Origin of the sequence: Paeniglutamicibacter sp. MACA_103, assembly GCF_045798555.1 — a bacterium.
In the GTDB taxonomy this organism is placed as follows: domain Bacteria; phylum Actinomycetota; class Actinomycetes; order Actinomycetales; family Micrococcaceae; genus Paeniglutamicibacter.
In genome coordinates this window covers 31,488-52,921 of sequence record NZ_JBIXLN010000016.1, presented here as the reverse complement: position 1 = coordinate 52,921, position 21,434 = coordinate 31,488, and the positions used below count along the sequence as shown (strand labels likewise).

The following is a 21,434-nucleotide window of genomic DNA, read 5'->3' as shown; positions in this document are numbered from 1 at the left end:
ACCGCCGGCTAGGAGAAGTCCGTCGTCTTGCCGCGCGCGGCGCGGTGCTCGGCGTGGTGGATCTGGTAGCGCCGGTTCTCGGTTGCCAGCAGCACCACGAACCCTGCCATGCCTGCAAGGATGGCCACCCAAATGGAATTGTTGGCCCCCAGCACCCGCGGCACGAGCAGCCAGAACATGCCCCAGCCGAAACCGATCGCCATGATGATGCGCCCGCGTTCGGTCATGGACAGGCTCGTCGCGACGTAGCCCAGGGCCGGCACCAGGAGAGTGGCGATCCAGATGCCCGCTCCGCCGGCACCCCAGGACGCCAGCATGTTCATGAAGGTGGACACCAGCACGACCATGCTGAATCCGGTCATGAGGCTGACGGGTGCGTCGGTGAGCATGCGTTCGCGCGGGGTGCGGGCGGTCTTGAGGTTCAACCCGCGCACGGCGGTGTACAGGAACCAGCAGCTGGCCGCGGCGAAGCCGAAGGCGGGGAAAAGCCAGTCGTTCAGGACGCTGAGCATCCACAGCACGTTGCCCGCGCACGCCAGGGCGAACCGATGGCCCACCGCGCGTTGGCGCACCGCGGAGCGTTGCGAGGGTGCCCACGAGTAGGCGGCACCCAGCAAGGCCCAGACGAAGATGACGGGCCAGAGCAGGTGCGCGGTGGGTGCCAGGGACAGCAGCGAGTGGTTGGAGCCCAGCGACTCGACCGTCCCGGAGGACAAGGTTTCCAGGGTGGCCAGGGACACCACGGCCGCCGCCAACGCGGCACCGCTGCCGAGTATCCGGCGGCGCACGTCCGCCGGTTCCTCGGCCGGGTTGGGGCCGGTCTCGGGCAGCACATAGGGGGCCACGTAGACCGGTTCCTCGGCCGCCGTCTGTTGGTGGTCTATGGCCGCCTTGGCGCTCGCCACCAGCGCGGCCAGCTGTTCCGGATCCATCGGCGGGGCCGGGGTGGAGGCCACCGTGGTCCCGGAGCCGGCAGCCACGAGGCCTTCGCCGGGGGCGTCGTGATCGGCTGGGTCCCAGTCGTCGGCCGGTGTGGAAAGCAGGTTCCCGGCATGCAATTCGGGTTCGCCGTCCACGGGGGAATCGGAGGGGGACAGGTCCAAGGCAAGCAACCGCGCCTCCTCGGCGGCCGCGGCACGGGCATCGGCCTGCGCCTGGGCGGCGATCCGTGCGTCGGCGGCCTGCCTGGCAGCGGCATCCAGCTTGGCCTGGTGTGCAAGGCGCGTGGCTTCGCGCTTGGCGGCTTCCGCCTTCGCCTCGGCCCGGGCGACCTCGAGCAGCCGCTCCTGTTCCTTGAGCTCGGCGGCCTTGGCCCGCTCGATGCGGAACCGGTGCCAGCGCTTCTTGAAGGTTGCGGGGGCCGCGTAGATCCTGTCGCCCAGTCGTTCCAAATTGGGCTCGGGCAGGGAATCGAGCCAGTTGTTCAGTCCGGTGAAACCGCCGGACACCGCCTGGGTGCCTGAGCCGGTGGCATCCTGTCCCGCCGAGGATTTCTTGTCCGTCAGGTGGCGCAGCGGGGATTCGCCGGGAGCCGTGCCCTCGGGGCTCTTGAGGACTTCTTCGACGTTGTCGGGTTCCGGAACGGAGTGGTGCGGCACGGGGTGGGCAATGCGCTGGGAGAGCTGTTCCCGGGCCTCGGCCGGTGCTGCCTTCCCGGACTCCCGGACCGTGTCGGTCGGGCCCGGGGACGGGGAAGCGGCGTCGTTTGTGGTGCCGTCCTTCGGCGCGTGGTCTGTGGTGTCCGGAGCGGTTTTCGCTGCCGGGGGCGCCGGAGGCTTCCCTGCGCGATCGGTCTTGGCCTTGGCCGGTGCTGCCGGTGCGGCGGGTGCGGCCTTCCCGGATTCACGGACCAGGTCGGTCGGGCCCGGCGACGGGGAAGCGGCGTCGTTTGTGGTGCCGTCCTTCGGCGCGTGGTTTGTGGTCTCCGGGGCGGCTTTCGCTGCCTGGGGTGCCGCGGGCTTCTTTGCCTGATCGGCCTCGGCCCCCTCGGGCGTCGTCGCCGGCTCGTCCTTGCCGGTGGACGGTGCCGGGTCCTGCGATTTGTTTGACGCGGCGGAGGTCCTGGTATCGGAATTGTTCATCTTCATCTCCTTCATCGCCGCGATGCCTTTGGCGCACCGGCTCATCGGATGGCTTCCAGCGTACCGAACAACCCGGGCGTGGTGCCCGATTACCACGCCCTGACGCCCGAGGCACGAAGGTGAGCTGCGCCATGGCCGCGGCAGGCGCCCCTGTAGGCGCCCCTGTAGGCGCCCCTGCGGGTGCCCCGCCGCGGCCGCTCAGGCGGGGGACTCGGCCAGCTCCAGCCCCGAGGTGTAGCTCACCGGAATCCCGGAGAGCGGATCGATGAAGGAAATGCTGCGGGCCAGCAGTTGCAGCGGGCGCGCGTAGTCATCCGCCGCCAGGTCCAGCAACGTCGGGTAGAAGGGGTCGTTGAGGATCCCGAGTCCCAGGGCCGCCAGGTGCACGCGCAGCTGGTGGGTCTTGCCAGAGTGCGGGCTCAGCCTGAACTTGGCCACCGGAACCCCGGCAAAGTGCCCGGCCGAGGTCCCGGTGCCCAACAGCTCGATCAGGGATTCGGCGTTCGGTTCGCCCTCCTCGACCAGCGAGCGCAGCTGCCCCTTGATCTTGCTCATCCGGTTCCGGTACACCAGCGGCTCCCGGCCCAGCGCCTCGAGGCGGCCGCGCAGTTCGGCCTCCGTGAGCAGGTGGTTGCCCGGGCCCGCCGTGCCGTCCACCGCGTTGCCGCTGCGCTCCTCCGCGCTGCCGCCCAGCCCGCCGGTGCCCAGCACCTCGCCGGCCGGGCGCCCCGCCACCTGCTCGAGCGCCGAAACCGCCTCGTAGGTCTTGGTGATCTCGCGGCGCTCGAAGAGCGTCTGGTAGGCGCCGCGGGTCTCCGGGTTGGTGGAGAAGAGCAGGATCCCGGCCGTCGCCCGGTCCAGCCGGTGCATGGGGATCAGCTCCGGGTTGCCGACGCGGTTGCGCAGCCGCACCAGCGCGGATTCCTGGATGAAGCGCCCGCCGGGGGTGGTGGGCAGGAAGTGCGGCTTGTCGATGACCAACAGGTTTTCGTCGTGGTGCAGGATCGTCTCGGTGAAGGGGATCGGTTCCTCGGCCGGCAGGTTCCGGTAGTACCAGATGAACTCGTGCGCGCCCAGCGTGGTGTGGGCATCCAGCGGGTTCCCGTCGATGCCCACGACCTCGCCGTGCTCGAAGCGGCGGGCAATGCCGGCCGCGTCGACGTGTCCGAAGCGGTGCAGCATGTACTCGCACACCGTGGCCCACGGGCCCGAGGAGGGCACGCGCAGGCGGGTTGCGTTGACGCCGTTGCGCACGGGAAGGGGAGAGGTCATGGCCATGCACACCAGTCTGTCATGTGCGCCGGGCCCGCCCGGACGGGTGCCGCCCCGCCGTCCCCGCCGCTAGCGGGCGCCTCGGCCGCTGGGGACGTTGGAGTCCTGGCAGGCGGCGCAGAAGTACACGTCGCGCTCGGCGCTGCGCGTGGATTCGGCCAGCGATTCCTTTTGCAGCGTTCCCCCGCAGCGCAGGCACGGCTGGCCGGCGCGGCCGTAGACCCAGTACGGGTTCATCCCGTCGGAGCCGGTGGTCACCCGCCGGGCACGGTCCTTGTTGGCGTGAAGCAGGCGGTGGGCGATGTCCACCAGGTGGGCCAGGTCCGCGACCTCGCCCACCGGGGTGCGCGGATGCACGCGGGTGACGAAGAGCAGCTCGGAGCGGTACACGTTGCCCAGCCCGCAAATCAGCCGCTGGTCAAGCAGGGCCAGCCCGATGGGCCGGGCCGGGTCGCCCAGCAGGCGGCGCACCGCCTCGTCCGGATCCCAGGAATGCCCCAGCGGGTCCGGGCCCAGGTGGCCGATGACCTCCACCTCGTCGGTGGTCCGCAGCACGTGCAGGAACCCGAGTTCGAAGCCCACGGCGGTGAAGGCCTGGTTGCCCAGCACCGCGCGTGCCTTGAACGCCGGGGAGCGCCAGCGCTCGCCGGTGGCGTACACGTCCCAATGCCCTTCCATGAGCAGGTGGGAGTGGATGCTCAGTGGAGGTGCGGAAACCTTGTTCGGCGGACGGGTGCGGATGAGCAGGTGCTTGCCGCGCGAAACCACCGACTCCACCATCCAGTCCACCAACGACAAGGTTGCGTGGGCGGGCACCCGGAAATCACTCGTGCTCAAGGCCCTGCCCCCCAGCGCGGCCTCCAATCGACGGGCCGTGCGAAAAACTGTGTCCCCTTCGGGCATCGCTAAAACCACCTATCCAGCTAGAAGGGTTCACCTGCCCAAGTTTCAGGTGACCCTGATCACCTAGCCTAGCCGGTGTCCGTGGTCCGCGGGTGGAATCGGCGCAATTACCTAGGATCTAAAACGCAATCCACTAGGGCTCGAATAGAACCCGGCACGCCGCAGGGCCGCGCCCACGGGCGTATCGGCGATGGGTTTTCCGTTGATCTTCTCGATTCCCAGCTTGGCGATGGCGGCGCGGCGCAGCACCGCCACAAGCTCGGTTGCCACGGCATCGAGCACCGCGGGATCGGCGTCGGGGGAATCCGGTTCCCCGGACAAGGCGCCAAAGCCCAGCACCGTCTTGCCGCCACGCTCCACGTACAGGGCCAGCCGTCCGTCCAGCAGCACCACCAGGGCGCCGGCCTTGCGCCCGGGTCGGTGCCCGCCGGCGGCCTCGGGCCAGCCCAGCGCCGCCCCGTAGGGATTGGCCGGGTCGGTGGCCGCCAGCGCCAGCGCCACCGGGGGCGCCGGATGCCCGGGCTCGCGCACCAGGGCGCGGAGCCGGTCGATGGTCGCGGAGGTGGAGAACTGGGCGGCACCGAGCCGCTCCACGAAGTAGCCGCGGCGGGTGTGCCCGGCCTCTTCGAGCCGGCCGAGCACCCGGTAGAGCTGCCCGAAGCCGCCGGGCACCGATTCGGCGGCGACCGAGCCGCGGGTCACCACCCCGTAGCGCTCGAGCAGGAACTCGGCCGCGGCGTGGGCGCGGATGGTGGTGTCCCCCTCTGGCGCGGGCAGCGCCGCCCAGCGCCCGGAGGCCGAATCGGGGAGCTGGCGGCGCCCGGCCAGGTCGATGCCGGCATCCGGGCGGCCGGCACGCAGCATGGCCATGCGCCCCAGCCGGGCGGTCCGTGCCCGCGGGGCCAGGGCCGGCACCCGGTGCGCGGACTTGCCCCCGGAGAGCAGCTGGCGGATGGGTGCCAGGGTGTCGGGGGCGACGGCCGAGGCCCAGAACAGTTCCCACAGGGCCTCGAGCACCGAGGCGGCGGACGGTTCGCTTCCCGAAGCGGCGCCGGGTCCGTCGCCGGGGGATCGGGCCAGCAATTGCGCCAGCTGCGGCACGAAGTGGGCGCCGGAGGAGCCCAGCACGGCGTGCAGCCGGGCGGCCAGCGGTCCCAGCGAGGAGGTGTCGGGCAGCGGCAGGCTCAGCGGCGCGTTTTCCGCCGTGTGCAGGGCGATCCAGCCGTCGGTCCCAGCCAGCGCCCCGGCGCCGGAGACCAGCACCTCCCCGGAGCTCATGAGCTCGTCGAGCATCGCCGGGGTGTAGTCCCGCACGCGGGCGGGCAGCACGTGGGATTCCAGGGCGGAGGCCGGAACCGGCACCCCGGCCAGCTGCTCGATGACCGCCAATACCCCGTCGATCCCGCGCAGCCCGGCGCCGATGCCTTGCCAGCCCGGCAGGAACCGGGCGAAGGTCTCCTGGTCCACGGGTTCGACCTCCGCCCGCAGCGCGGCCAGCGAGCGGGTGCGGATCATCCGCAGCACCGACGCATCGCAATATTCGGTGGCGCCGGCTCCGGCCACCGGGGCGTCAAGGAGCATTTCGGCGGGCCGGAACGCCCCGACCATGACCCGGGAATCGGCCACCAGCCGCTCCAGGACAGAAACGACCACCGCGACGCCCAAGCCCAGCGCGGTCGCGACATCCGGTGCGGTGAAGGGCCCGTGGGTGCGGGCAAAGCGGGAGACCAAGTCGCCCACCGGATCGGCCACCGGCTCGATGAAGGCCAGCGGCACCCCGTGCGGCAGCGGGACCCCGAGCCCGTCGCGCAGCCGCGGGGCGTCCTCGATCGCGGCGAACAGCTCCCGCCCGCCCAGGCGCACCGCCAGCGCCCGGTTGGCGCGCACCAGTGAGGCCAGGTGATCGGCCGCGGCCTCAACGGCGTCCTGTTCGGTCGTGTCTTCCCCTTCGGGGCGCAGTCTGGCCGCCACGGCCGCCGCGTCCAGCGGGCCGAGCATCCGGAGCAGGTCCGCGGCGCCCTCGAGCCCGGCCAGCTTGCGGTTCTCCGCGGTGCGCTGCAGCTCGTCCTGGGTGCGGGCGATGACCTTGGCGTCGAGCAGTTCGCGCAGCTCGGTGCGGCCCAGCAGCTCGTTCAGCAGTGCCGGGTCCAGGGACAGGGCGGCGGCACGGCGCTCGGCCAGCGGCGAATCGCCCTCGTAGAGGAATTGGGCGACGTAGCCGAAGAGCAGCGACTGGGCGAAGGGGGAGGGTGTGCGGGTCTGCACCTCGCGCACCGCGAGGGAACGCGAGGAAATGCCGGCCAGCAGCCCCTTGAGCGAGGGCAGGTCGTAGACGTCGTTGAGGCACTCGCGCACGGTTTCCAGGATGATCGGGAAGTCCGGGTACTTCCGCGCCACGTCCAGCAGCTGCGCGCTGCGCTGGCGCTGCTGCCACAGCGGGGTGCGCTTGGAGGGGTCGGTGCGCGGCAGCAGCAGCGCGCGGGCCGCGCACTCGCGGAAGCGCGAGGCGAAGAGCGCGGAATTGCCCACCTGCGCGGTGACCAGGTCCTCGATCTCGTCGGGTTCGAAGGCGAAGAGCTCGGCCCCGGGAGGTTCGTCGTCCATGGCCGGGACGCGCAGCACGATCCCGTCGTCCGCGGCCATCGCCGATCCGTCCAGCCCGTAGCGTTCGTGCAGCCGCGCGCCCACGGCCAGCGCCCAGGGCGCGTGCACCGGCAGCCCGAAGGGCGAGTGCAGGATGACCCGCCAGTCCCCGAGCTCGTCCACGAAGCGCTCGATGAGCAGCGTCTTGTCGCTGGGCACCACGGAGGTCGACTGTTCCTGAGCGCCCAGGTAGTTGAGCAGGTTCCCCGCCGCAAAGGCGTCCAGGCCGATGTCCTGAAGCTCGGCACGCGCCTGCGCCTCGGTGGCGTTGGCCAGCCGGGCGGTGAAGGCGCCCAGCGCCGCACCCAGTTCCACGGGCCGGCCCTGGGTGTCGCCCTTCCAGAAGGGCAGCTTGCCGGGCTGCCCGAACGCGGGGGAGACCAGCACCCGGTCGTGCGTGATGTCTTCGATCTTCCAGCTGGTCGCCCCGAGCGCAAAGACGTCCCCGACGCGGGACTCGTAGACCATTTCCTCGTCCAGCTCCCCGACCCGGCGCCCGCCCTTGGCCCCGGAACCGTCGTCGCCGGCGGCCAGGTACACGCCGAAGAGCCCGCGGTCCGGGATGGTGCCGCCGCTGATCACGGCCAGGCGCTGGGCGCCGGGCCGCCCGATGAGCACCCCGGCGTCCCGGTCCCAGACGATGCGCGGGCGCAGCTGCGCGAACTCGTCCGACGGGTACTTGCCGGCCAGCATTTCCAGGGTCGCGGTGAAGGCGGCGCGCGGCAGCGCGGCGTAGGGGGCGGAGCGCCGGACGGTCTCGAACCAGGCCTCGACGCCCAGGTCCTGAAGCGCGCAGGCGGCCAGGGTCTGCTGCGCGAGCACGTCCAGCGGGTTCGCCGGGATGTGCAGCTTCTCGATCTTCCCCTCGCGCATCCGCGAGACGGTCAGCGCGGTGGCCAGCAGGTCCGCGCGGTGCTTGGGGAAGAAGGTGCCGGTGGAGGTCTCGCCGACCTGGTGTCCGGCGCGGCCCACGCGCTGCAGGCCCGAGGCCACCGAGGGCGGGGACTCGACCTGGATCACCAAATCCACCAGGCCCATGTCGATGCCGAGCTCCAGGGAACTGGTGGCCACCACGGCCCTCAGCACCCCGGTCTTTAGATCGTCCTCGATGTTCGCCCGGGTCTCCTTGGACACCGAGCCGTGGTGCGCGCGGGCCAGCGGCGCCACGGATCCGCCCTCGCCCGCCGGGGTGCTGGTGGCGGTGGTTCCGGCCTGGGCCATCATGGCCGCCGGCATCCCGGTGCCCGGCTGCACCCGCACCGCGGGGGTGCCCGCCGTCATCTCGGCGCCGGTGGAACCGATCCCGTTCGGGGCGAAACCCGGTGCCGCGCCGGTTCCCGTGGTGCGGGTTTCGTGGATCTCGTTCAGCCGCCCGGTCAGCCGCTCGGCCAGCCGGCGCGAATTGGCAAAGACGATGGTGGAGCGGTTCGCCTCGATCAAATCGACGATCTGCTCCTCGACGTGCGGCCAGATGCTCGCCTGCGGGGCCAGCCCGGAACTGGGACCCAGGTCGTGGGCGGCCGCGGCGGCGGGCAGGTCGGTCATGTCTTCGACCGGCACCCGCACGCTCAGTTCCCAGGTCTTGGTGATGGGCGGGGCGATGATACGCACCGGGGCCGTGCCGCCCAGGAAGCGGGCGACCTCGTCGCGCGGCTCGACGGTGGCCGAGAGCCCGATGCGCTGGGCAGGGGAGGCCAGCAGGGCGTCGAGGCGTTCCAGGGACAGGGCCAGGTGGGCGCCGCGCTTGGTGCCGGCCACCGCGTGCACCTCGTCGATGATCACGGTATGCACGCCCGTCAGGGACTCGCGGGCCCTGGAGGTGAGCATCAGGTAGAGGGATTCGGGGGTGGTGATGAGGATATCCGGCGGGTTGGTCACCAGCTTGCGGCGCTCGCCCGCCGGGGTGTCCCCGGAGCGGACCCCGACGGAGACCTGCGGCACCGCGAGCCCGAGGTGCGCCGCGGTGGCCTTGATGCCCACCAGCGGGGCGCGCAGGTTCCGCTCGACGTCCACGCCCAGGGCCTTGAGCGGCGAAATGTAGAGCACCTTGGTGCCGCCGGGGGCGGCAGCGGATTTCTTGTCCTTGGCCCCGGGGGACGCGCCGGTTTCCAGGCCCGGGAGTGCGGGGGCCAGGATCTCCGTGGCGGCGCGGGCAAAGGAGTCCAGGGCCCACAGGAACGCCGAGAGCGTCTTGCCGGATCCCGTGGGGGCAACCACCAGGGCATGCTGGCCGGTGGAAATGGCGTCCCACGCCCCGATCTGGGCGGGGGTCGGCGCGGCAAAGGCTCCCTCGAACCAGGCCCGCGTCGCGGGGGTGAACCGCTCAAGGACGTGCGCCGCCTCAACATTCTTAGCCATCGACCCCAGCCTAAACGCTGGAGGCGTCAATTGGGGGCCGGTGTTCCCCGGCGGCCGGGCTAAACGTGGTGGTACTTGCCGCCCGAGGCGATTTCCTGGGCGCGGTAGAGCTGCTCGGTGAGAATCAGGCGCACCAGCTGGTGCGGGAAGACCAGCTTGGACAGGCTCCAGGTGAAGTCCGCGCGGGAGTGCACCGATGCGTCGACGCCGTAGGCGCCGCCGATCACCACGGTGATGTTCCGTGAGCTGTCGATGGGGCGTTGCAGGGTCGTGGCCAGGGCGGGGGAATCGATGTTCTTGCCTCGCTCGTCGAGCAGCACCAGGAAGTCCCGGGCATCGACCTTGGACAGGATCCGTTCGGATTCCTCGGTGCGGGCCGCATCCCCCTCGCGTGCCGAATGGGGGAGCAGCTGCCACTTGAGGTCGAAGGGCTTCTTCATGCGTTTTTCGTAGCGCTCGATGCCCTCGCTCACCCAGGATTCATGTTTCTTGCCGATGGCCAGCACGCGAATTGTCATGCCTCCATCTTCCCGCATGCCGGCCCGACCCTCCGGCAGATACCCAAGGCAACGGCCCGCATCGAACCAAGCCCCGGTGCGAACGTCTAGGCTGGCTTGCATGAGTTCACCGCGCCGGCCCGGGAAAAACCGCCGACATGCCGGGTCGATCCTGGTCTTCGCCCTCGCCATATTGCTGGGGCTTTTTGCCGTGGCACGCCGCGTCTGGGTTTCGGTCCGCGCCGGCGGGGTGCCCAATGCCTGGGACATTCCGGTTCTTGAATGGATGGTGTCGCACCGCAACGCGGCGGCGACGGACGCCGCCTGGTTCTTCACCGTCCTGGGGGACACCCCGGCCATGACGATTCTGGCGCTATGCGTTGCCGTCCTGTTTTCATGGCGCGCCCGCAGCGTGTGGCCGGGAGTGCTCATCGCGCTGACGGCGGCGGGCTCCGTGGCCTTGACCCTCGTCCTGAAGGCCACCCTGGGCCGGGCGCGGCCATCGCTGGAGAGCGTTCTGGCACCGATTCCCTCGTCCTTCGCCTTCCCCAGCGGCCATACACTCAACTCCATCGCGATCCTGGGGATCATCGGATACCTGTCGATCCTCATCCTGCGCAGCCTCTGGGCGCGAATCCTTCTCGTGTGCACCTTGGCGTGCTTGGTGCTGTGTGTGGGATGGAGCCGGATCTACCTCGGGCACCACTGGCTGACCGATGTCCTGGGCGGCCTGCTCATTGGCGGCAGCTGGGTGGCGGTCATCATCCTCCTGCACCACTTCGTGCTGCTCAAGAACCGGCGCACCGTCAGGTGGCTGCAGCTCTGAATCGGCCCGGCGCAAGCTCGGAGGCCGCGAACCACCTGGTTTCCCTCGAACCAACAGCGCTTTCAGGCGTAGGCTGAAATGCATGAGGGTGATCGTTCTCGGCGGCAGCGGAAACATGGGCAAGCGGGTCGTTGGCCTGTTGCGGGATTCCGGCCACGAGGTGGTGGTTGCGAGCCGGAGCTCGGGCGTCGACGCCTACACGGGCTTTGGCCTGGCGGTGGCGTTGCGCGGTGCGGACACCGTGGTGGATTGCCTGAACATGATGTCGGTCAACGCGAACGCATGCATCGACTTCTACGACACCACGGCCAAGAACATCATTCGCACCGCGGAGCAGGAACGCGTCAAGCACCTGGTGTGCGTCTCGATCATCAACGCCCGCAAACCGGAAGTCAACCGGCGGATGGGCTATTACCGCGGCAAGGCCGCACAGGAGGCCCGCTACCAAAACGCGAAGATCCCCACCACGATCGTGCGGTCCACCCAGTGGTTCGAGCTGGCCGAGACCTTGGTGGAACAAATGAGATTCGGGCCGGTGGCGGTGGTGCCCCGCATGCATTGCCAGCCGGTGGCTGCCGATGCGGTGGCGAGATTGGTCGTCTCCACGGTCGATTCGGGGAAGGATGCCCCGGCGGGGGTCGACCTGGCCGGTCCCGAGCCGCGCAACATGGCCCACTTGGCGCGCCTGGTCTCCAGGAACAACGCCGTCTCGCGCAATGGCGGCCCCCACGCCCGCGTCATTGGTGTTCCGGTGCCGGGAATGAAGGCGATGAACGGCGGGCTGCTCCCCTCCACTTCCGTCTTGACGGACCCCACGACCTTTGAGCAGTGGCTGGCCAACGGCCGGAAGGCCTGAACGGCTTTCCCCAGCCAGTGGCAGGCATCGTTCTCCCGGGAAGCCGGCCAAGTCCGCGCACGGAGATCTCCGACTCGATTCGGGGCCGGCGAACACGACCCCCTGGATCCGGCCCGTGCCGCCTTGCGGAGGATGGGGCCGTTCATCCACGACGCCTACGCCAGCCGCAGGGGCCGAATGCCGAGCTCGACGCTGATTTCCTGTCCCCAGGAGGCGGTGAGTCGGTCCTGCTCCATGCCGTCGCCAAACACCACCAGCTGGTCCGACGCCACGGTGAGGCGCAGCGCTTCGCCCGCCTCCAGTGCACCTTCCGTCAGGGACGTCCCGGTGGCGGGGGAGGGCCACGCTTCGCGGACAAACCATGCCAGGGCCGGGTCCGTCGGGGCCGGCAGGGTGCGGCCCCCGCGCTCGAGGGCGATGGAGGCGCACCATCCGGTGGCGCCCGTCCCCGTGGAAACGATGAGGCCGGACGACGACTGCGGCTCGCTGAGGCCCTCCGGCGTCGTGAGCCGGTAGCGGGCCGACTGGTGGGAGGGGTGGCCGATGAAGATCTCGTTGAGTCCCGACAATTCCTGTCCGTCGTCGAGCCTTGCTCTCACCATGGACAGTTCCCGGCAGGGCAACGGCACCCGTTTTCCGCCGCCCGGGGCGGGGTTGCCCAGCAGCCGTGCGGCATCCGCTGCGGTGTGCCGGACCAAGACGCCCGGATTCGTTCCCGGTTCCGGGTCGATCCCGATGACGGGCTGGCCGGTGAGGTACTTGGCCACGTTGGCCACCAGACCGTCCTGGCCCACGACGGCGATGATGTCCTCGGCCGTGAACATGAACCTGTTCAGGTCCCCCCGTTCCACCTCGGCGCGGCGCCAGTCGGCCGGGACCGCGGCGCGGACGGTTGACAGGGCCGCGGCAAGCAGCTCGTGGCGCTCCTGGACGGCGGCCATGGTGCGGCCCCGGGACCTGAGAAAGAATTCGGCCTGGCCGAGGGTGGCGTGCCGGTCCAGCAATTCGTCCAGCTCGGTTCGCCGGTGGACGATGACGAGGCGGGATTTTTCCACGGCCGGGCCTACTTTTCGCCGACGGCTGCGGCGCCCGGTTCCCGGAACAAGCCGGCCAGCGCCCCGCTGAGGAGGTCCGGGGTGACGGTCAGGTTGCCGATGTTCGGCAGCGATCCGGCGGCCTCGCGGAATGCCAAGGCCAGCAGGGTGGCCTGGTCCATGCCCCGGTAGACCTCCATGGTCGCGGCTTCCCGTGCTGCTTCCGCCTCGCCCACCAGGCGGATTCGGTTGGCCTCGGCGGTGGCGCCGATGCCCCGGCGTTCGGCTTCCGCATTGGCCTGGACAAGGCCGGCGGCGGCCTGTTCCTCGGCCTCGCGCCTGGCGTTGGCCCCCTCTTGGGCCACGAGGCGTTCGCGCCGGGAGGCCAGTTCGATCTGGCTGGCCATCTCGTTTTCCGAGATCGTCCGTTCACGTTCGACCGCGACTGCCCGGCGTTCGTACACGGCCCGGTCGGCCTCGGCCTGCAGTTGTTCGCGGACCGGTGTCTGCAGGGCCCGTTCGACCTCGGACTCCGGCCGGACGGCGAGGACCTGCACGCCGAGGATCTCGATGCCGGTGGACACCAGCCGGGTGTCGGTGCGCAGGGCCTCGGTGAGGAGCTGGCGCAGTTCGCTGACCCCGCGTTCCAGCGACTGGGCGAGCGTGGTGGTGGCGATGTGGTCGATCGCGTGGCTCTGGCAGAGCTGGCCAATGATCGTGGCCACCTGTTCCTTGCCGCCGGAGGTTGCCGGGCCCGCCTGCTGGAGGGCGAAATCGAGCCGGCTGGCCACGGACACCGGGTCCACGAAGCGGTAGGTGACGTTGGCCTGGACGCTCACGTCCTGGTGGTCGCGGGTGATGGCGTGGAAGAGCGTGGGCAGTTCCTGGTCGTCGACGGGAACTTCGCTCAGCACGGATGCCGCCGGCCGGAACCAAAACGCCTGGCCCACTCCCCGGTGCCGGACGGCACCCTTTTGCAGGTGGACGACGTAGCCGGTGGGGCTGCCCAGGAAGTGGCTGATCCAGGGGTAGCGCTTGATGGTGGCCATGGCGGGGTGCTCCTCAAACTGTTCAAGTTATCGTCGGTTTGACGATAACAAAAGCATAGGACGAATCCAGAATTATTGTCAAGGTGACGATAAGTATTTATGATGGGTGCATGGCCAAATCCCTGCCGGCGCCCACGCGCTTCCCGGTGACGGTGGACATCGTCGCCCTCACCGTCCGCGACGATGCCCTGAACGTCCTGCTCATTACGCGCCGCATCGAGCCGTTCCGCGGCAAGCTCGCGCTGCCCGGAGGGTTCGTGCTTGCCGGAGAGGGCCTGGGGGAGGCTGCGATCCGCGAACTGGCGGAGGAAACCGGGGTCAAGCAGGTCCCTGGGCACCTGGAGCAACTGCAGAGCTACGGGCCCCGGGGACGCGACCCGCGCGGGGACGTACTCACCGTGGCGCACCTGCTGCTGGCGCCCAATTTTCCCGTCTTGTCTGCCGGAAGCGACGCCGAACACGCCGCGTGGTACCCGGTCAGCGACGTCCTGGACGGGGAAAGCGAAATTGCTTTCGACCATGCCCGCATCCTGGCCGACGCCGTGGAGCGGGCACGGTCAAAGCTCGAGTACTCGCCGCTGGGGGCGGCATTCTGCGGGGAGGAATTCACCATCGCGCAACTCCGTGCCGTGTATGAAGCAGTGTGGGGCACCCGCCTGGATCCCCGGAACTTCCACCGCAAGGCCACGGGAAACCCTGGTTTCCTTGAGGACACCGGGCGGATGACCACGGGCGACGCCGGTCGCCCTGCAGCGCTCTTCCGGCTCGCGGCGGAGGCTCGTTCCGCAGCGGATGAACCGGTCCGAGCGGTACTCAACCCGCCGCTCATGCGACCAAATTCCTGAAGCTGCCTCGGTACAGGCATGCCCACGCACCTGTTCCTGGAAGGCGGAAAGGCGTCACTTCCGCAATTCCAAGGCGGGAGGCCTCCACTCCGACTTCTGTGCGGGCAAAGCAAAAGGCCCCGAATCCCTTGTTTAGAGGGGATTCGGGGCCTTCTTATGGCGGTGACGGAGGGATTTGAACCCTCGGTACGGGGTTACCGTACACAACATTTCGAGTGTTGCACCTTCGGCCGCTCGGACACGTCACCAGACCAGAACACTCTACCGGGTAAATGGCCCACAACAAAAACGAGCCATCTTTCGGGGCAGAATGTAGCCATGACGACGAAGAGCGAAACGCCGCAGATCCCTCAGGAGAAGCTGACCCCGCAGGTGCTGCGGGCCTGGTCGTGGCAGCGCCAGGGACTGGACGGTTCGCTGGCGCGATGCGATTCCGCGACAGTCCTGGATCGCGTGGGCTGGGCTCGGTCGATCGGCGGCGCCAACACCTACCTGACGCTCTTTGCGCGCGCCGGCATCCGCCGCGCCGAGGCCGACGCCGCACTCGCCGCGCAGGACATCCATGAACTGCCCACGGCACGGGGCTGCACCTACGTCCTGCCCGCCAAGGACCATGCCTGGGGGCTGCAAATGGGGCATGCCTCGGCGGAGGCCTCGGTGAAGGTGTTGGTGCGCCTGGGCGTGGAGCGGGAAGAAGTCGAGCAGCTGGCCGAGGATGTGCTGCAGGTCCTGCTCCGGGCTCGGGGCACCGCCGAGGAGGCCTTGGACCCCCGCGGGCTGAAGGAGATCCTGGGTGACAAGGTTCGAAGCATGGGCGAGGAAGGCAAAAAGAAGGGCGCCAGCACCACGCTGCCCGCAGCGCTCGGGCTGCTGCAGGCCGACGGACGGATCCGCCGTGTGCCGGTGAACGGGCGACTGGACCAGCAGCGCTACTCCTATGTGGCCTGGGAACTGCCTGCCAGCGGCGAATCCGACGAAGCAGTCAGGGCGCGGATGCTCGAGCGGTTCCTGGGCTGGACGGGCGGGGCCACGCTGGGACAGATCCGCTGGTTCACCGCCTTCACGGTGGCCCAGGCCAAGAAGGCACTTGCGGCCACCGGGGCCGTGGAAGTCCCCACCGCTGCCGGCGACGTGCTGTGGATGCTGCCGGAAGACGTGGACGAGCTCGCCGGATTCGAGGCACCGCAGACCGAAGACATCCAGCTGCTTTCGGGCTCCGATTCGCTCGTGTTGCTGCGCCGGAACGCGGCCGACCTGTTCGACGAAGCCGGCACCGAAGCGGTGCAGGGAATGAGCGGGTCGGCACTGGCCGCCGATCTCTCGGACCACCCGATCGTTGACCGCGGCCGGATCATCGGCTTGTGGCAGTACGACCCGGAAGGCACTCGGATTGCGTGGTGGACGTTCGAGCCCGCAAGCGCCGGCGTGCGCTCGCGCATTGCGCAGGTCGAGGCATGGATCACCGAGGACCTGGGAGACTTCAGGTCCTTCAGCCTGGATTCGCCGAAGTCGCGGGCGAAGAACATCGCCAAGCTCGATGAGTTGCGAAAGAAATAGCGGGCCCTGGCTTAGTCCAGGCGCCTGGCTCGGAAGAAATCGGTGAGCAGGGCTGCGCATTCGGTCTCCCGCACCCCGGGGTAGACCTCGACCCAGTGGTTGAGCCGCGGCTCGCGCAGGATGTCGAACACCGAGCCGACGGCACCGGCTTTCTCGTCCCAGGCGCCGAAGACGACCTTCGGGATGCGCGAGAGAACGATGGCCCCGGCGCACATGGCACAGGGCTCGAGGGTGACCACCAGGGTGCAATCCTCCAGCCGCCACCCGTCCCCGCGCCCCGCGTCACGCAGTGCCTGGGCCGCGGCGCGGATGGCCACGATCTCGGCATGGGCCGTGGGATCCCCGTGCGCCTCGCGCTCGTTGCGGCCGGTGGCCAGCACCGTCGCATCGGGGCCGATGACTACCGCGCCGATGGGAACGTCGCCGGTGGCCAAGGCCGCCTTGGCCTCGGCGAGGGCCAGGTCCATGAGGTCGCGGTGGCTGGGTTGTTCGGGAATCACCCGGCCAAGTCTAGTTCCGGTGCGGGGACGTCGCTGCCGTCTGCACCGGAATTCGGCATCCGGCTGCCGGCAGGTGCGGCTAGCCGGGGCTCGGCAGAACGATGTTGTGGTTCAGGCGTAGCCTGTTGTGCGGGTCGTAGCGGCGTTTGAGCGCCGTGAGTTTGGCGAGCTTTTCGGCCCCGTAGAGGCCGAGGAGATCGAAGCCGCCGGGCACGTGTTCATCGCTGCTGGAGAAATTCACGTACTCCCCGCCGTGCGTGAAGGGTTGCATCTCATGATGGAAGCCGCGGATGAAGGCAATGTGGTGGTCGTCGAGTTCCTTGCCGTTCCAGAATCCGTAGATGTTCAGCCAGAACGGTGAGCTCCGGTCCTCGAATGCCGTTGCTTCCGGGCGAACCCGTCCCATGGCACCGCCCATGACGTGGATGTCGAAGCCCATGCCCGGCCAGTCGAGTTGCCGCGCCCGGGCAGTGAACACATTGATGGCCTCGTCCGAGAGGTCATCCAATGCAGTGTTCTTCCAGTAGGCGCGCACGCCCTTGGGGAACATCTCGTCCACCACGGACTGCCAGTCGGGCCACGAAACGGGGGAGATGTCCTGTTCGTCGGTGGGCGCGGTTGCGAGGAATTCCTCCACGCAAGCGGCACCGGCCGCATGGTCCGGATCCGCCCAGAGGAATCCGACGGTGAGCACGCTGCTGGTGCCCAGCTCCCACTCGGGCGGCGGCACCACCACCGTGACGATGACCGTCATCTGGTCCGGGAGCCTGGCGGACCAGTCACGCACGGAATGCAGGGCATGCTTCCACTGTTCGGGGCGGTAGATCAGGTTCCCGGCGTAGAGGGTTTTCGGCAGCGGGTGGGCCTTGAACGTGAATTCGGTGACCACCCCGAAGTTTCCGCCCCCACCGGTGAGACCCCAGAGCAGGTCGGGGTTGGTGGTGGCGTCGGTGTGGACCACCTCGCCCTCCGGCGTGACAAGGTCCGCCGCCAGGAGGTTGTCAACGGTCAGTCCAAAGGGCCGGGTGAGCCAGCCGAAGCCACCGCCCAGACACAGCCCGGCAACTCCGGTTTTCGAGATGACCCCGACGGGGACCGCCAGCCCGTGGGCGCTGGTCGCGCGGTCGAGTTCACCCAGGAGCGCGCCTCCGCCGACCCGCACCCGTTGCTCCGCAGCATCCACGCGCACGGTGTTCAGGGCGCGCATGTCCAGCACCAAGCCGTGCTCAACGGTGCCGAACCCCGCCACGTTGTGCCCGCCGGACCGGATCGCCAACGGCAATCCATGCTCCCGGGCGAAGGCCAGCGCGAGAGACACGTCGGCAACGTCGGCGGCACGAACCACCAGCAGGGGGTGCCTGTCGATCATGGCGTTCCAGACGCTGCGGGCCTCGCCGTATTCGGGGTCGGCGGCGGTGAAGAGCATTCCGTGCAGTGACGCCGACAGCGACCGCAACGCGGACGCCGGAAGCGGGTGGGTGATGTCCATGGTGCCGGCTTCGTGTTTGTCCGGGCCACAGGCCGGCCCGGTCTGTGGCCCATTCTCCTCCCGGCCCCAAGGCCGGTCAATGGCGGGAATCACCCGAAGCCGGAATGCGAAAACCGGTAAACGGGAGCATTCGGCTGGTAGATTTTGGTGCATGCGCGTACAGGTAATCGACCACCCGTTGGTGGCCCACAAGGTATCGGTCCTCCGGGACAAGAACACCCCGTCGCCGGTCTTCCGGCAGCTGACCGATGAGTTGGTGACCCTGCTGGCCTACGAGGCCACGCGCGACGTCAAGACCGTCAAGGTCCAGGTCGAAACCCCGGTCGCGACCACCACCGGCATTGCCTTTGCCAAGCCGACCCCGCTGGTGGTGCCGATCCTGCGCGCCGGCCTGGGCATGCTCGAGGGCATGACCCGACTGGTTCCCACCGCAGAGGTCGGCTTCCTGGGCATGGCCCGCAACGAGGAAACCCTCGACATCATCACCTATGCCGAGCGCCTGCCCTCGGATTTGACCGGCCGCCAGGTCTTCGTGCTGGACCCGATGCTGGCCACCGGCGGCACGCTGATCGAATCGATCAAGTTCCTCTTCGACCGCGGTGCCGCCGATGTCACCTGCATCTGCCTCATTGCCGCTCCCGAGGGCCTGGCCCGCCTCGAAGAGGCGTACGGAGACAACGAGAAGGTCCACCTGGTTCTGGCCGCCCTGGACGAGAAGCTGGACGAAAAGTCCTACATCGTTCCGGGCCTGGGCGATGCCGGCGACCGCCTCTACGGCGTGGCCCACTAGCCACAGCAAACACGGCGGCGTCCGGCCGGCACGGGAACCTGGTTCCCCCGCCGGCCGGACGCCTTTTTTGTGTCCTGGTGGCGGGCCCGGGGATCAGGCCTTGGTCGTCTTCGGCGGGGTCGAGGGCTTGGGCGGCACGGCGGGCGGCAGCGGCAGGCGCACCTCGAAGACGGTGTTCCCCGGGACGGAAGAGACCGTGATGGTCCCGTCGTGGGATTCGACGATGGCCTTGGCAATGGGCAGGCCCAGCCCGGTGGTGCCGTCCGCTCCGGAGCGCGCCGCATCGGCCCGGGTGAAGCGCTTGAACACCAGCGGCAGGAAATCCGGGGCAATGCCCTCGCCGGTGTCGGTGACCCGCAGCACCGCCTGGTGCGCGGACCCGTCCCGGTGGATCTCCACGGTGACGGTGTTGCCCTCGGAGGTGTGCTTGCGGGCGTTGGCCAGCAGGTTGGTGATGACCCGGCGCAGCGCCGAGGCATCTCCCGAGACCACCAGCGGGGTGTCGGGGACCTTCGGGATCCAGTGGTGGGCGGGGGCCGTGATCGCAAAGTCCTCGGTGATTTCGGCGGCGAGCTTCCCCACATCCACCGGAGCCTTCTTGACCTGGTGCTTCTCGTCGAGCCGGGCCAGCAGCAGCAGGTTTTCCACCAGGGAGCTCATCCGGGTGCTCTGTTCCAGCACCCGGTTCAGCGAGCGTTGCCCGTCGTCGGAGAAATGCTCGGTGGCGCTGATCAGCTCGGTGTACCCGCGGATGGCCGAGAGCGGGGTGCGCAGCTCGTGGGAGGCGTCGGCCACGAACCGCCGCATCTGGGCCTCCGAGGCCTCGCGCACCGCGAAGGCGGTGCCCACGTTGTCCAGCAGGGCGTTCAGCGCTCGGCCCACCTCGCCGGACTCGGTGCCCGGGATCGAGTCCTCCGGCGCCACGCGGGCCTCCAGCGCGGCGGTGCCCGATTCGAGTTCTGCGTTGGCCACGGAGGATGCCACGGCCGAGACCCGCTGCAGCGGGGCCAGCGAACGGCGGATGATCAGCGAGCCGACCAGCCCGATGGCGATCAGCCCGGCCAGGGAAATCGTCACGGTGAGGATGCCCAGGGAGGCCAGGGTCTGCTGGATGGGGGCCATGGGCAGGCCGGTGATCAGGATGCCGCCGGAACCCGGGGCGGGGTCCCGCTGCGCGGAGAGCATGTAGTCCCCGATGCTGAGGTGATGCATCACCGGGGGAGCATCGATCTTCACGGAGGACAGCAGCTGCGCGTCGGCGTCGGTGATGTCCTTGCGCTCGCCGGTCTTGGAATCGAGCACCGCCCCGGAAAACAGGTAGCCGGAGACGATCCTGGCGTTCAGCGTTCCGGAGGCCTGTCCGGGGGCAAAGAGCGGCCCGGAGGACGGCTCGCGGCCGTTTTGCGCCGAGTAGCTTGCCGCACGGTCGGAGGCGAAATCCAGTTGTTCATGGAGCTGGGAAGCCAGGGACTGGCGCATGCCGGCATTGAGCAGCAGGCCGATGACGGTGCAAATCAAAGCCAGGGAACCAATGAGGGCAAGCAGCAACTTGCGTTGCAGGGTGAGGTGGCCAAGGCGTTGGCCCAGCTTGGCATGCAGCGGAGCTTGTTTGGCCTCCGGCCTGGGCGCTCCGGGGGCCGGAAGCGAGGGCTCGGGGGAGCGGGGCGAAGCCTCCCCGGCGGATGGCAGCTCCGGTGCCCCGGACGGGACCGGCGGGCGTGCGGATTGGCTCATGATGCGGGCTTGAGCATGTATCCGGCCCCGCGCACGGTGTGGATCATTGCCGGGGCGTCGGCCTCGATCTTCTTGCGCAGGTAGGAGATGTAGAGCTCGACGATGTTGGCCTGGCCGCCGAAGTCGTAGTGCCAAACGTTGTCGAGGATCTGCGTCTTGGAGACCACCCGGCGGGCGTTGACCATCAGGTAGGAGAGCAGGTCGAATTCGGTGGCCGTGAGGTTGATGGGGACCCCGGCGCGGGTGACGTCGTGGGAGTCGGAATTGAGCACCAGGTCGCCCACCACCAGCTCCGCGCTGTCGGCCGCCGTGGCGCCCGAGCGTTCCACCAGCTTGTGCAGGCGCAGCAGCACCTCTTCGAGGCTGAACGGTTTGGCCACGTAGTCGTCAGCGCCGATGCCCAAGCCCTCGATCCTGTCCTCGACGGCGTCCTTGGCGGTCAGGAAAAGGACCGGGACCTCGGGCAGGAAGGTGCGGACCTTGCGCAACACCTCCGGACCCTCAAAGCCCGGCAACATCCAGTCCAGCACCAGGACATCGGGGGTCGACTTGCGGGCGGCCTCCACCGCGGAAGGCCCGTCGTGCGCCACGGTGGCTTCCCAACCCAGCATCCGGGTGCCCATGGAGACCAGTTCGGCCAGCGAGGGCTCGTCGTCAACGACCAGTACCCGGATGGCGGTCCCGTCCGGGTGGGTGAGGCGGGGCAATTGCGTGGGAGAAAAGCGGGAGCTTGGCATGTCTTTAACTTTCCCTCCGAGGTGTAGGCCGGTCCTGTGGCCCGGCTGTGTGCGGGCTGTGAGGCCCGGTGATTCCAGCCTAAGGCCTTTGGTTGCCGTGGTGCCCCGCGCTTGCGGCATCGCCGCCTGGCGGGGCCGTTGCCGGATGCCCGGTCCGGGTGTAGGTCTGGGAAATCAGGCGCTAGGGAGCCGTCGATTGATCACATTGCATGTACTTTTCGAAATGACAGCGCATACCGCATTGTCGGATGCCCTCATGTCCG

At 69.1% G+C, this 21,434-nt stretch carries 16 protein-coding genes and 1 tRNA gene; 5 read left to right on the top strand and 12 right to left on the bottom strand.

The window, feature by feature from the left end:
- Nucleotides 1-8: 8 nt before the first annotated feature.
- The 5 genes from ACIPVK_RS09615 to ACIPVK_RS09595 all read right to left on the bottom strand — a co-directional run bounded on the left by ACIPVK_RS09615 (nucleotide 9) and on the right by ACIPVK_RS09595 (nucleotide 9,775).
- Nucleotides 9-2,081, bottom strand: a complete 2,073-nt coding sequence (locus tag ACIPVK_RS09615; protein ID WP_407611753.1) for a hypothetical protein — start codon at nucleotides 2,079-2,081, stop codon at nucleotides 9-11.
- A 198-nt stretch (nucleotides 2,082-2,279) separates the two neighbouring features.
- Nucleotides 2,280-3,353 (bottom strand): pseudouridine synthase, encoded by a 1,074-nt coding sequence (locus tag ACIPVK_RS09610; RefSeq protein ID WP_407611752.1) that lies wholly within the window; start codon nucleotides 3,351-3,353, stop codon nucleotides 2,280-2,282.
- 69 nt (nucleotides 3,354-3,422) lie between these two features.
- On the bottom strand, nucleotides 3,423-4,256 hold the full coding sequence (locus ACIPVK_RS09605) for a DNA-formamidopyrimidine glycosylase family protein (protein ID WP_407611751.1): 834 nt from the start codon (nucleotides 4,254-4,256) through the stop codon (nucleotides 3,423-3,425).
- A 111-nt stretch (nucleotides 4,257-4,367) separates the two neighbouring features.
- Nucleotides 4,368-9,257 (bottom strand): ATP-dependent helicase, encoded by a 4,890-nt coding sequence (locus ACIPVK_RS09600; RefSeq protein ID WP_407611750.1) that lies wholly within the window; start codon nucleotides 9,255-9,257, stop codon nucleotides 4,368-4,370.
- Between the two features lie 59 nt (nucleotides 9,258-9,316).
- Nucleotides 9,317-9,775 carry a 23S rRNA (pseudouridine(1915)-N(3))-methyltransferase RlmH gene (locus tag ACIPVK_RS09595; protein WP_407611749.1) on the bottom strand — a complete coding sequence of 153 codons (459 nt, stop codon included), beginning with the start codon at nucleotides 9,773-9,775 and terminating at the stop codon, nucleotides 9,317-9,319.
- A 100-nt stretch (nucleotides 9,776-9,875) separates the two neighbouring features.
- Here ACIPVK_RS09595 and ACIPVK_RS09590 point away from each other — a divergent pair, with 100 nt between their 5' ends.
- Nucleotides 9,876-10,580 carry a phosphatase PAP2 family protein gene (locus ACIPVK_RS09590; RefSeq protein WP_407611748.1) on the top strand — a complete coding sequence of 235 codons (705 nt, stop codon included), beginning with the start codon at nucleotides 9,876-9,878 and terminating at the stop codon, nucleotides 10,578-10,580.
- 82 nt (nucleotides 10,581-10,662) lie between these two features.
- The gene (locus ACIPVK_RS09585; protein WP_407611747.1) at nucleotides 10,663-11,436 is read left to right on the top strand and encodes an SDR family oxidoreductase; all 774 of its coding nucleotides are present in this window, start codon (nucleotides 10,663-10,665) and stop codon (nucleotides 11,434-11,436) included.
- A gap of 155 nt (nucleotides 11,437-11,591) precedes the next feature.
- Here ACIPVK_RS09585 and ACIPVK_RS09580 read toward each other — a convergent pair whose 3' ends face one another.
- Together ACIPVK_RS09580 and ACIPVK_RS09575 are read right to left on the bottom strand one after the other, a co-directional pair.
- Nucleotides 11,592-12,491 (bottom strand): hypothetical protein, encoded by a 900-nt coding sequence (locus tag ACIPVK_RS09580; protein ID WP_407611746.1) that lies wholly within the window; start codon nucleotides 12,489-12,491, stop codon nucleotides 11,592-11,594.
- 8 nt (nucleotides 12,492-12,499) lie between these two features.
- Nucleotides 12,500-13,519 (bottom strand): SPFH domain-containing protein, encoded by a 1,020-nt coding sequence (locus ACIPVK_RS09575; protein ID WP_407611745.1) that lies wholly within the window; start codon nucleotides 13,517-13,519, stop codon nucleotides 12,500-12,502.
- Nucleotides 13,520-13,629: 110 nt separating this feature from the next.
- Between ACIPVK_RS09575 and ACIPVK_RS09570 the strand changes: the two genes are divergently transcribed.
- Complete coding sequence (locus ACIPVK_RS09570; RefSeq protein ID WP_407611744.1) at nucleotides 13,630-14,364, top strand: NUDIX hydrolase; 735 nt, start codon at nucleotides 13,630-13,632, stop codon at nucleotides 14,362-14,364.
- A gap of 157 nt (nucleotides 14,365-14,521) precedes the next feature.
- On the opposite strand, the gene ACIPVK_RS09565 is transcribed toward ACIPVK_RS09570, so the two are convergent.
- Nucleotides 14,522-14,612, bottom strand: a tRNA-Ser gene (locus ACIPVK_RS09565).
- A gap of 70 nt (nucleotides 14,613-14,682) precedes the next feature.
- Between ACIPVK_RS09565 and ACIPVK_RS09560 the strand changes: the two genes are divergently transcribed.
- Nucleotides 14,683-15,921 (top strand): DNA glycosylase AlkZ-like family protein, encoded by a 1,239-nt coding sequence (locus tag ACIPVK_RS09560; protein ID WP_407611743.1) that lies wholly within the window; start codon nucleotides 14,683-14,685, stop codon nucleotides 15,919-15,921.
- Nucleotides 15,922-15,932: 11 nt separating this feature from the next.
- Here ACIPVK_RS09560 and tadA read toward each other — a convergent pair whose 3' ends face one another.
- Together tadA and ACIPVK_RS09550 are read right to left on the bottom strand one after the other, a co-directional pair.
- Nucleotides 15,933-16,421 (bottom strand): tRNA adenosine(34) deaminase TadA, encoded by a 489-nt coding sequence (gene tadA / locus ACIPVK_RS09555; protein ID WP_407611742.1) that lies wholly within the window; start codon nucleotides 16,419-16,421, stop codon nucleotides 15,933-15,935.
- Between the two features lie 79 nt (nucleotides 16,422-16,500).
- Nucleotides 16,501-17,910 carry an FAD-binding oxidoreductase gene (locus ACIPVK_RS09550; RefSeq protein ID WP_407611741.1) on the bottom strand — a complete coding sequence of 470 codons (1,410 nt, stop codon included), beginning with the start codon at nucleotides 17,908-17,910 and terminating at the stop codon, nucleotides 16,501-16,503.
- Nucleotides 17,911-18,061: 151 nt separating this feature from the next.
- On the opposite strand from ACIPVK_RS09550, the gene upp reads away from it, so the two are divergent.
- Entirely contained in the window at nucleotides 18,062-18,700 is a 639-nt protein-coding gene (upp, locus tag ACIPVK_RS09545; protein WP_407611740.1) for a uracil phosphoribosyltransferase, read from the top strand.
- A 93-nt stretch (nucleotides 18,701-18,793) separates the two neighbouring features.
- Here the strand turns inward: upp and ACIPVK_RS09540 are convergent, their stop codons facing one another.
- Together ACIPVK_RS09540 and ACIPVK_RS09535 are read right to left on the bottom strand one after the other, a co-directional pair.
- Entirely contained in the window at nucleotides 18,794-20,434 is a 1,641-nt protein-coding gene (locus tag ACIPVK_RS09540) for a sensor histidine kinase (protein WP_407611739.1), read from the bottom strand.
- Nucleotides 20,431-21,171 carry a response regulator transcription factor gene (locus tag ACIPVK_RS09535; RefSeq protein ID WP_407611738.1) on the bottom strand — a complete coding sequence of 247 codons (741 nt, stop codon included), beginning with the start codon at nucleotides 21,169-21,171 and terminating at the stop codon, nucleotides 20,431-20,433. Before ACIPVK_RS09535 ends, ACIPVK_RS09540 begins: the two co-directional genes overlap by 4 nt.
- Between the last annotated feature and the right edge of the window lie 263 nt (nucleotides 21,172-21,434).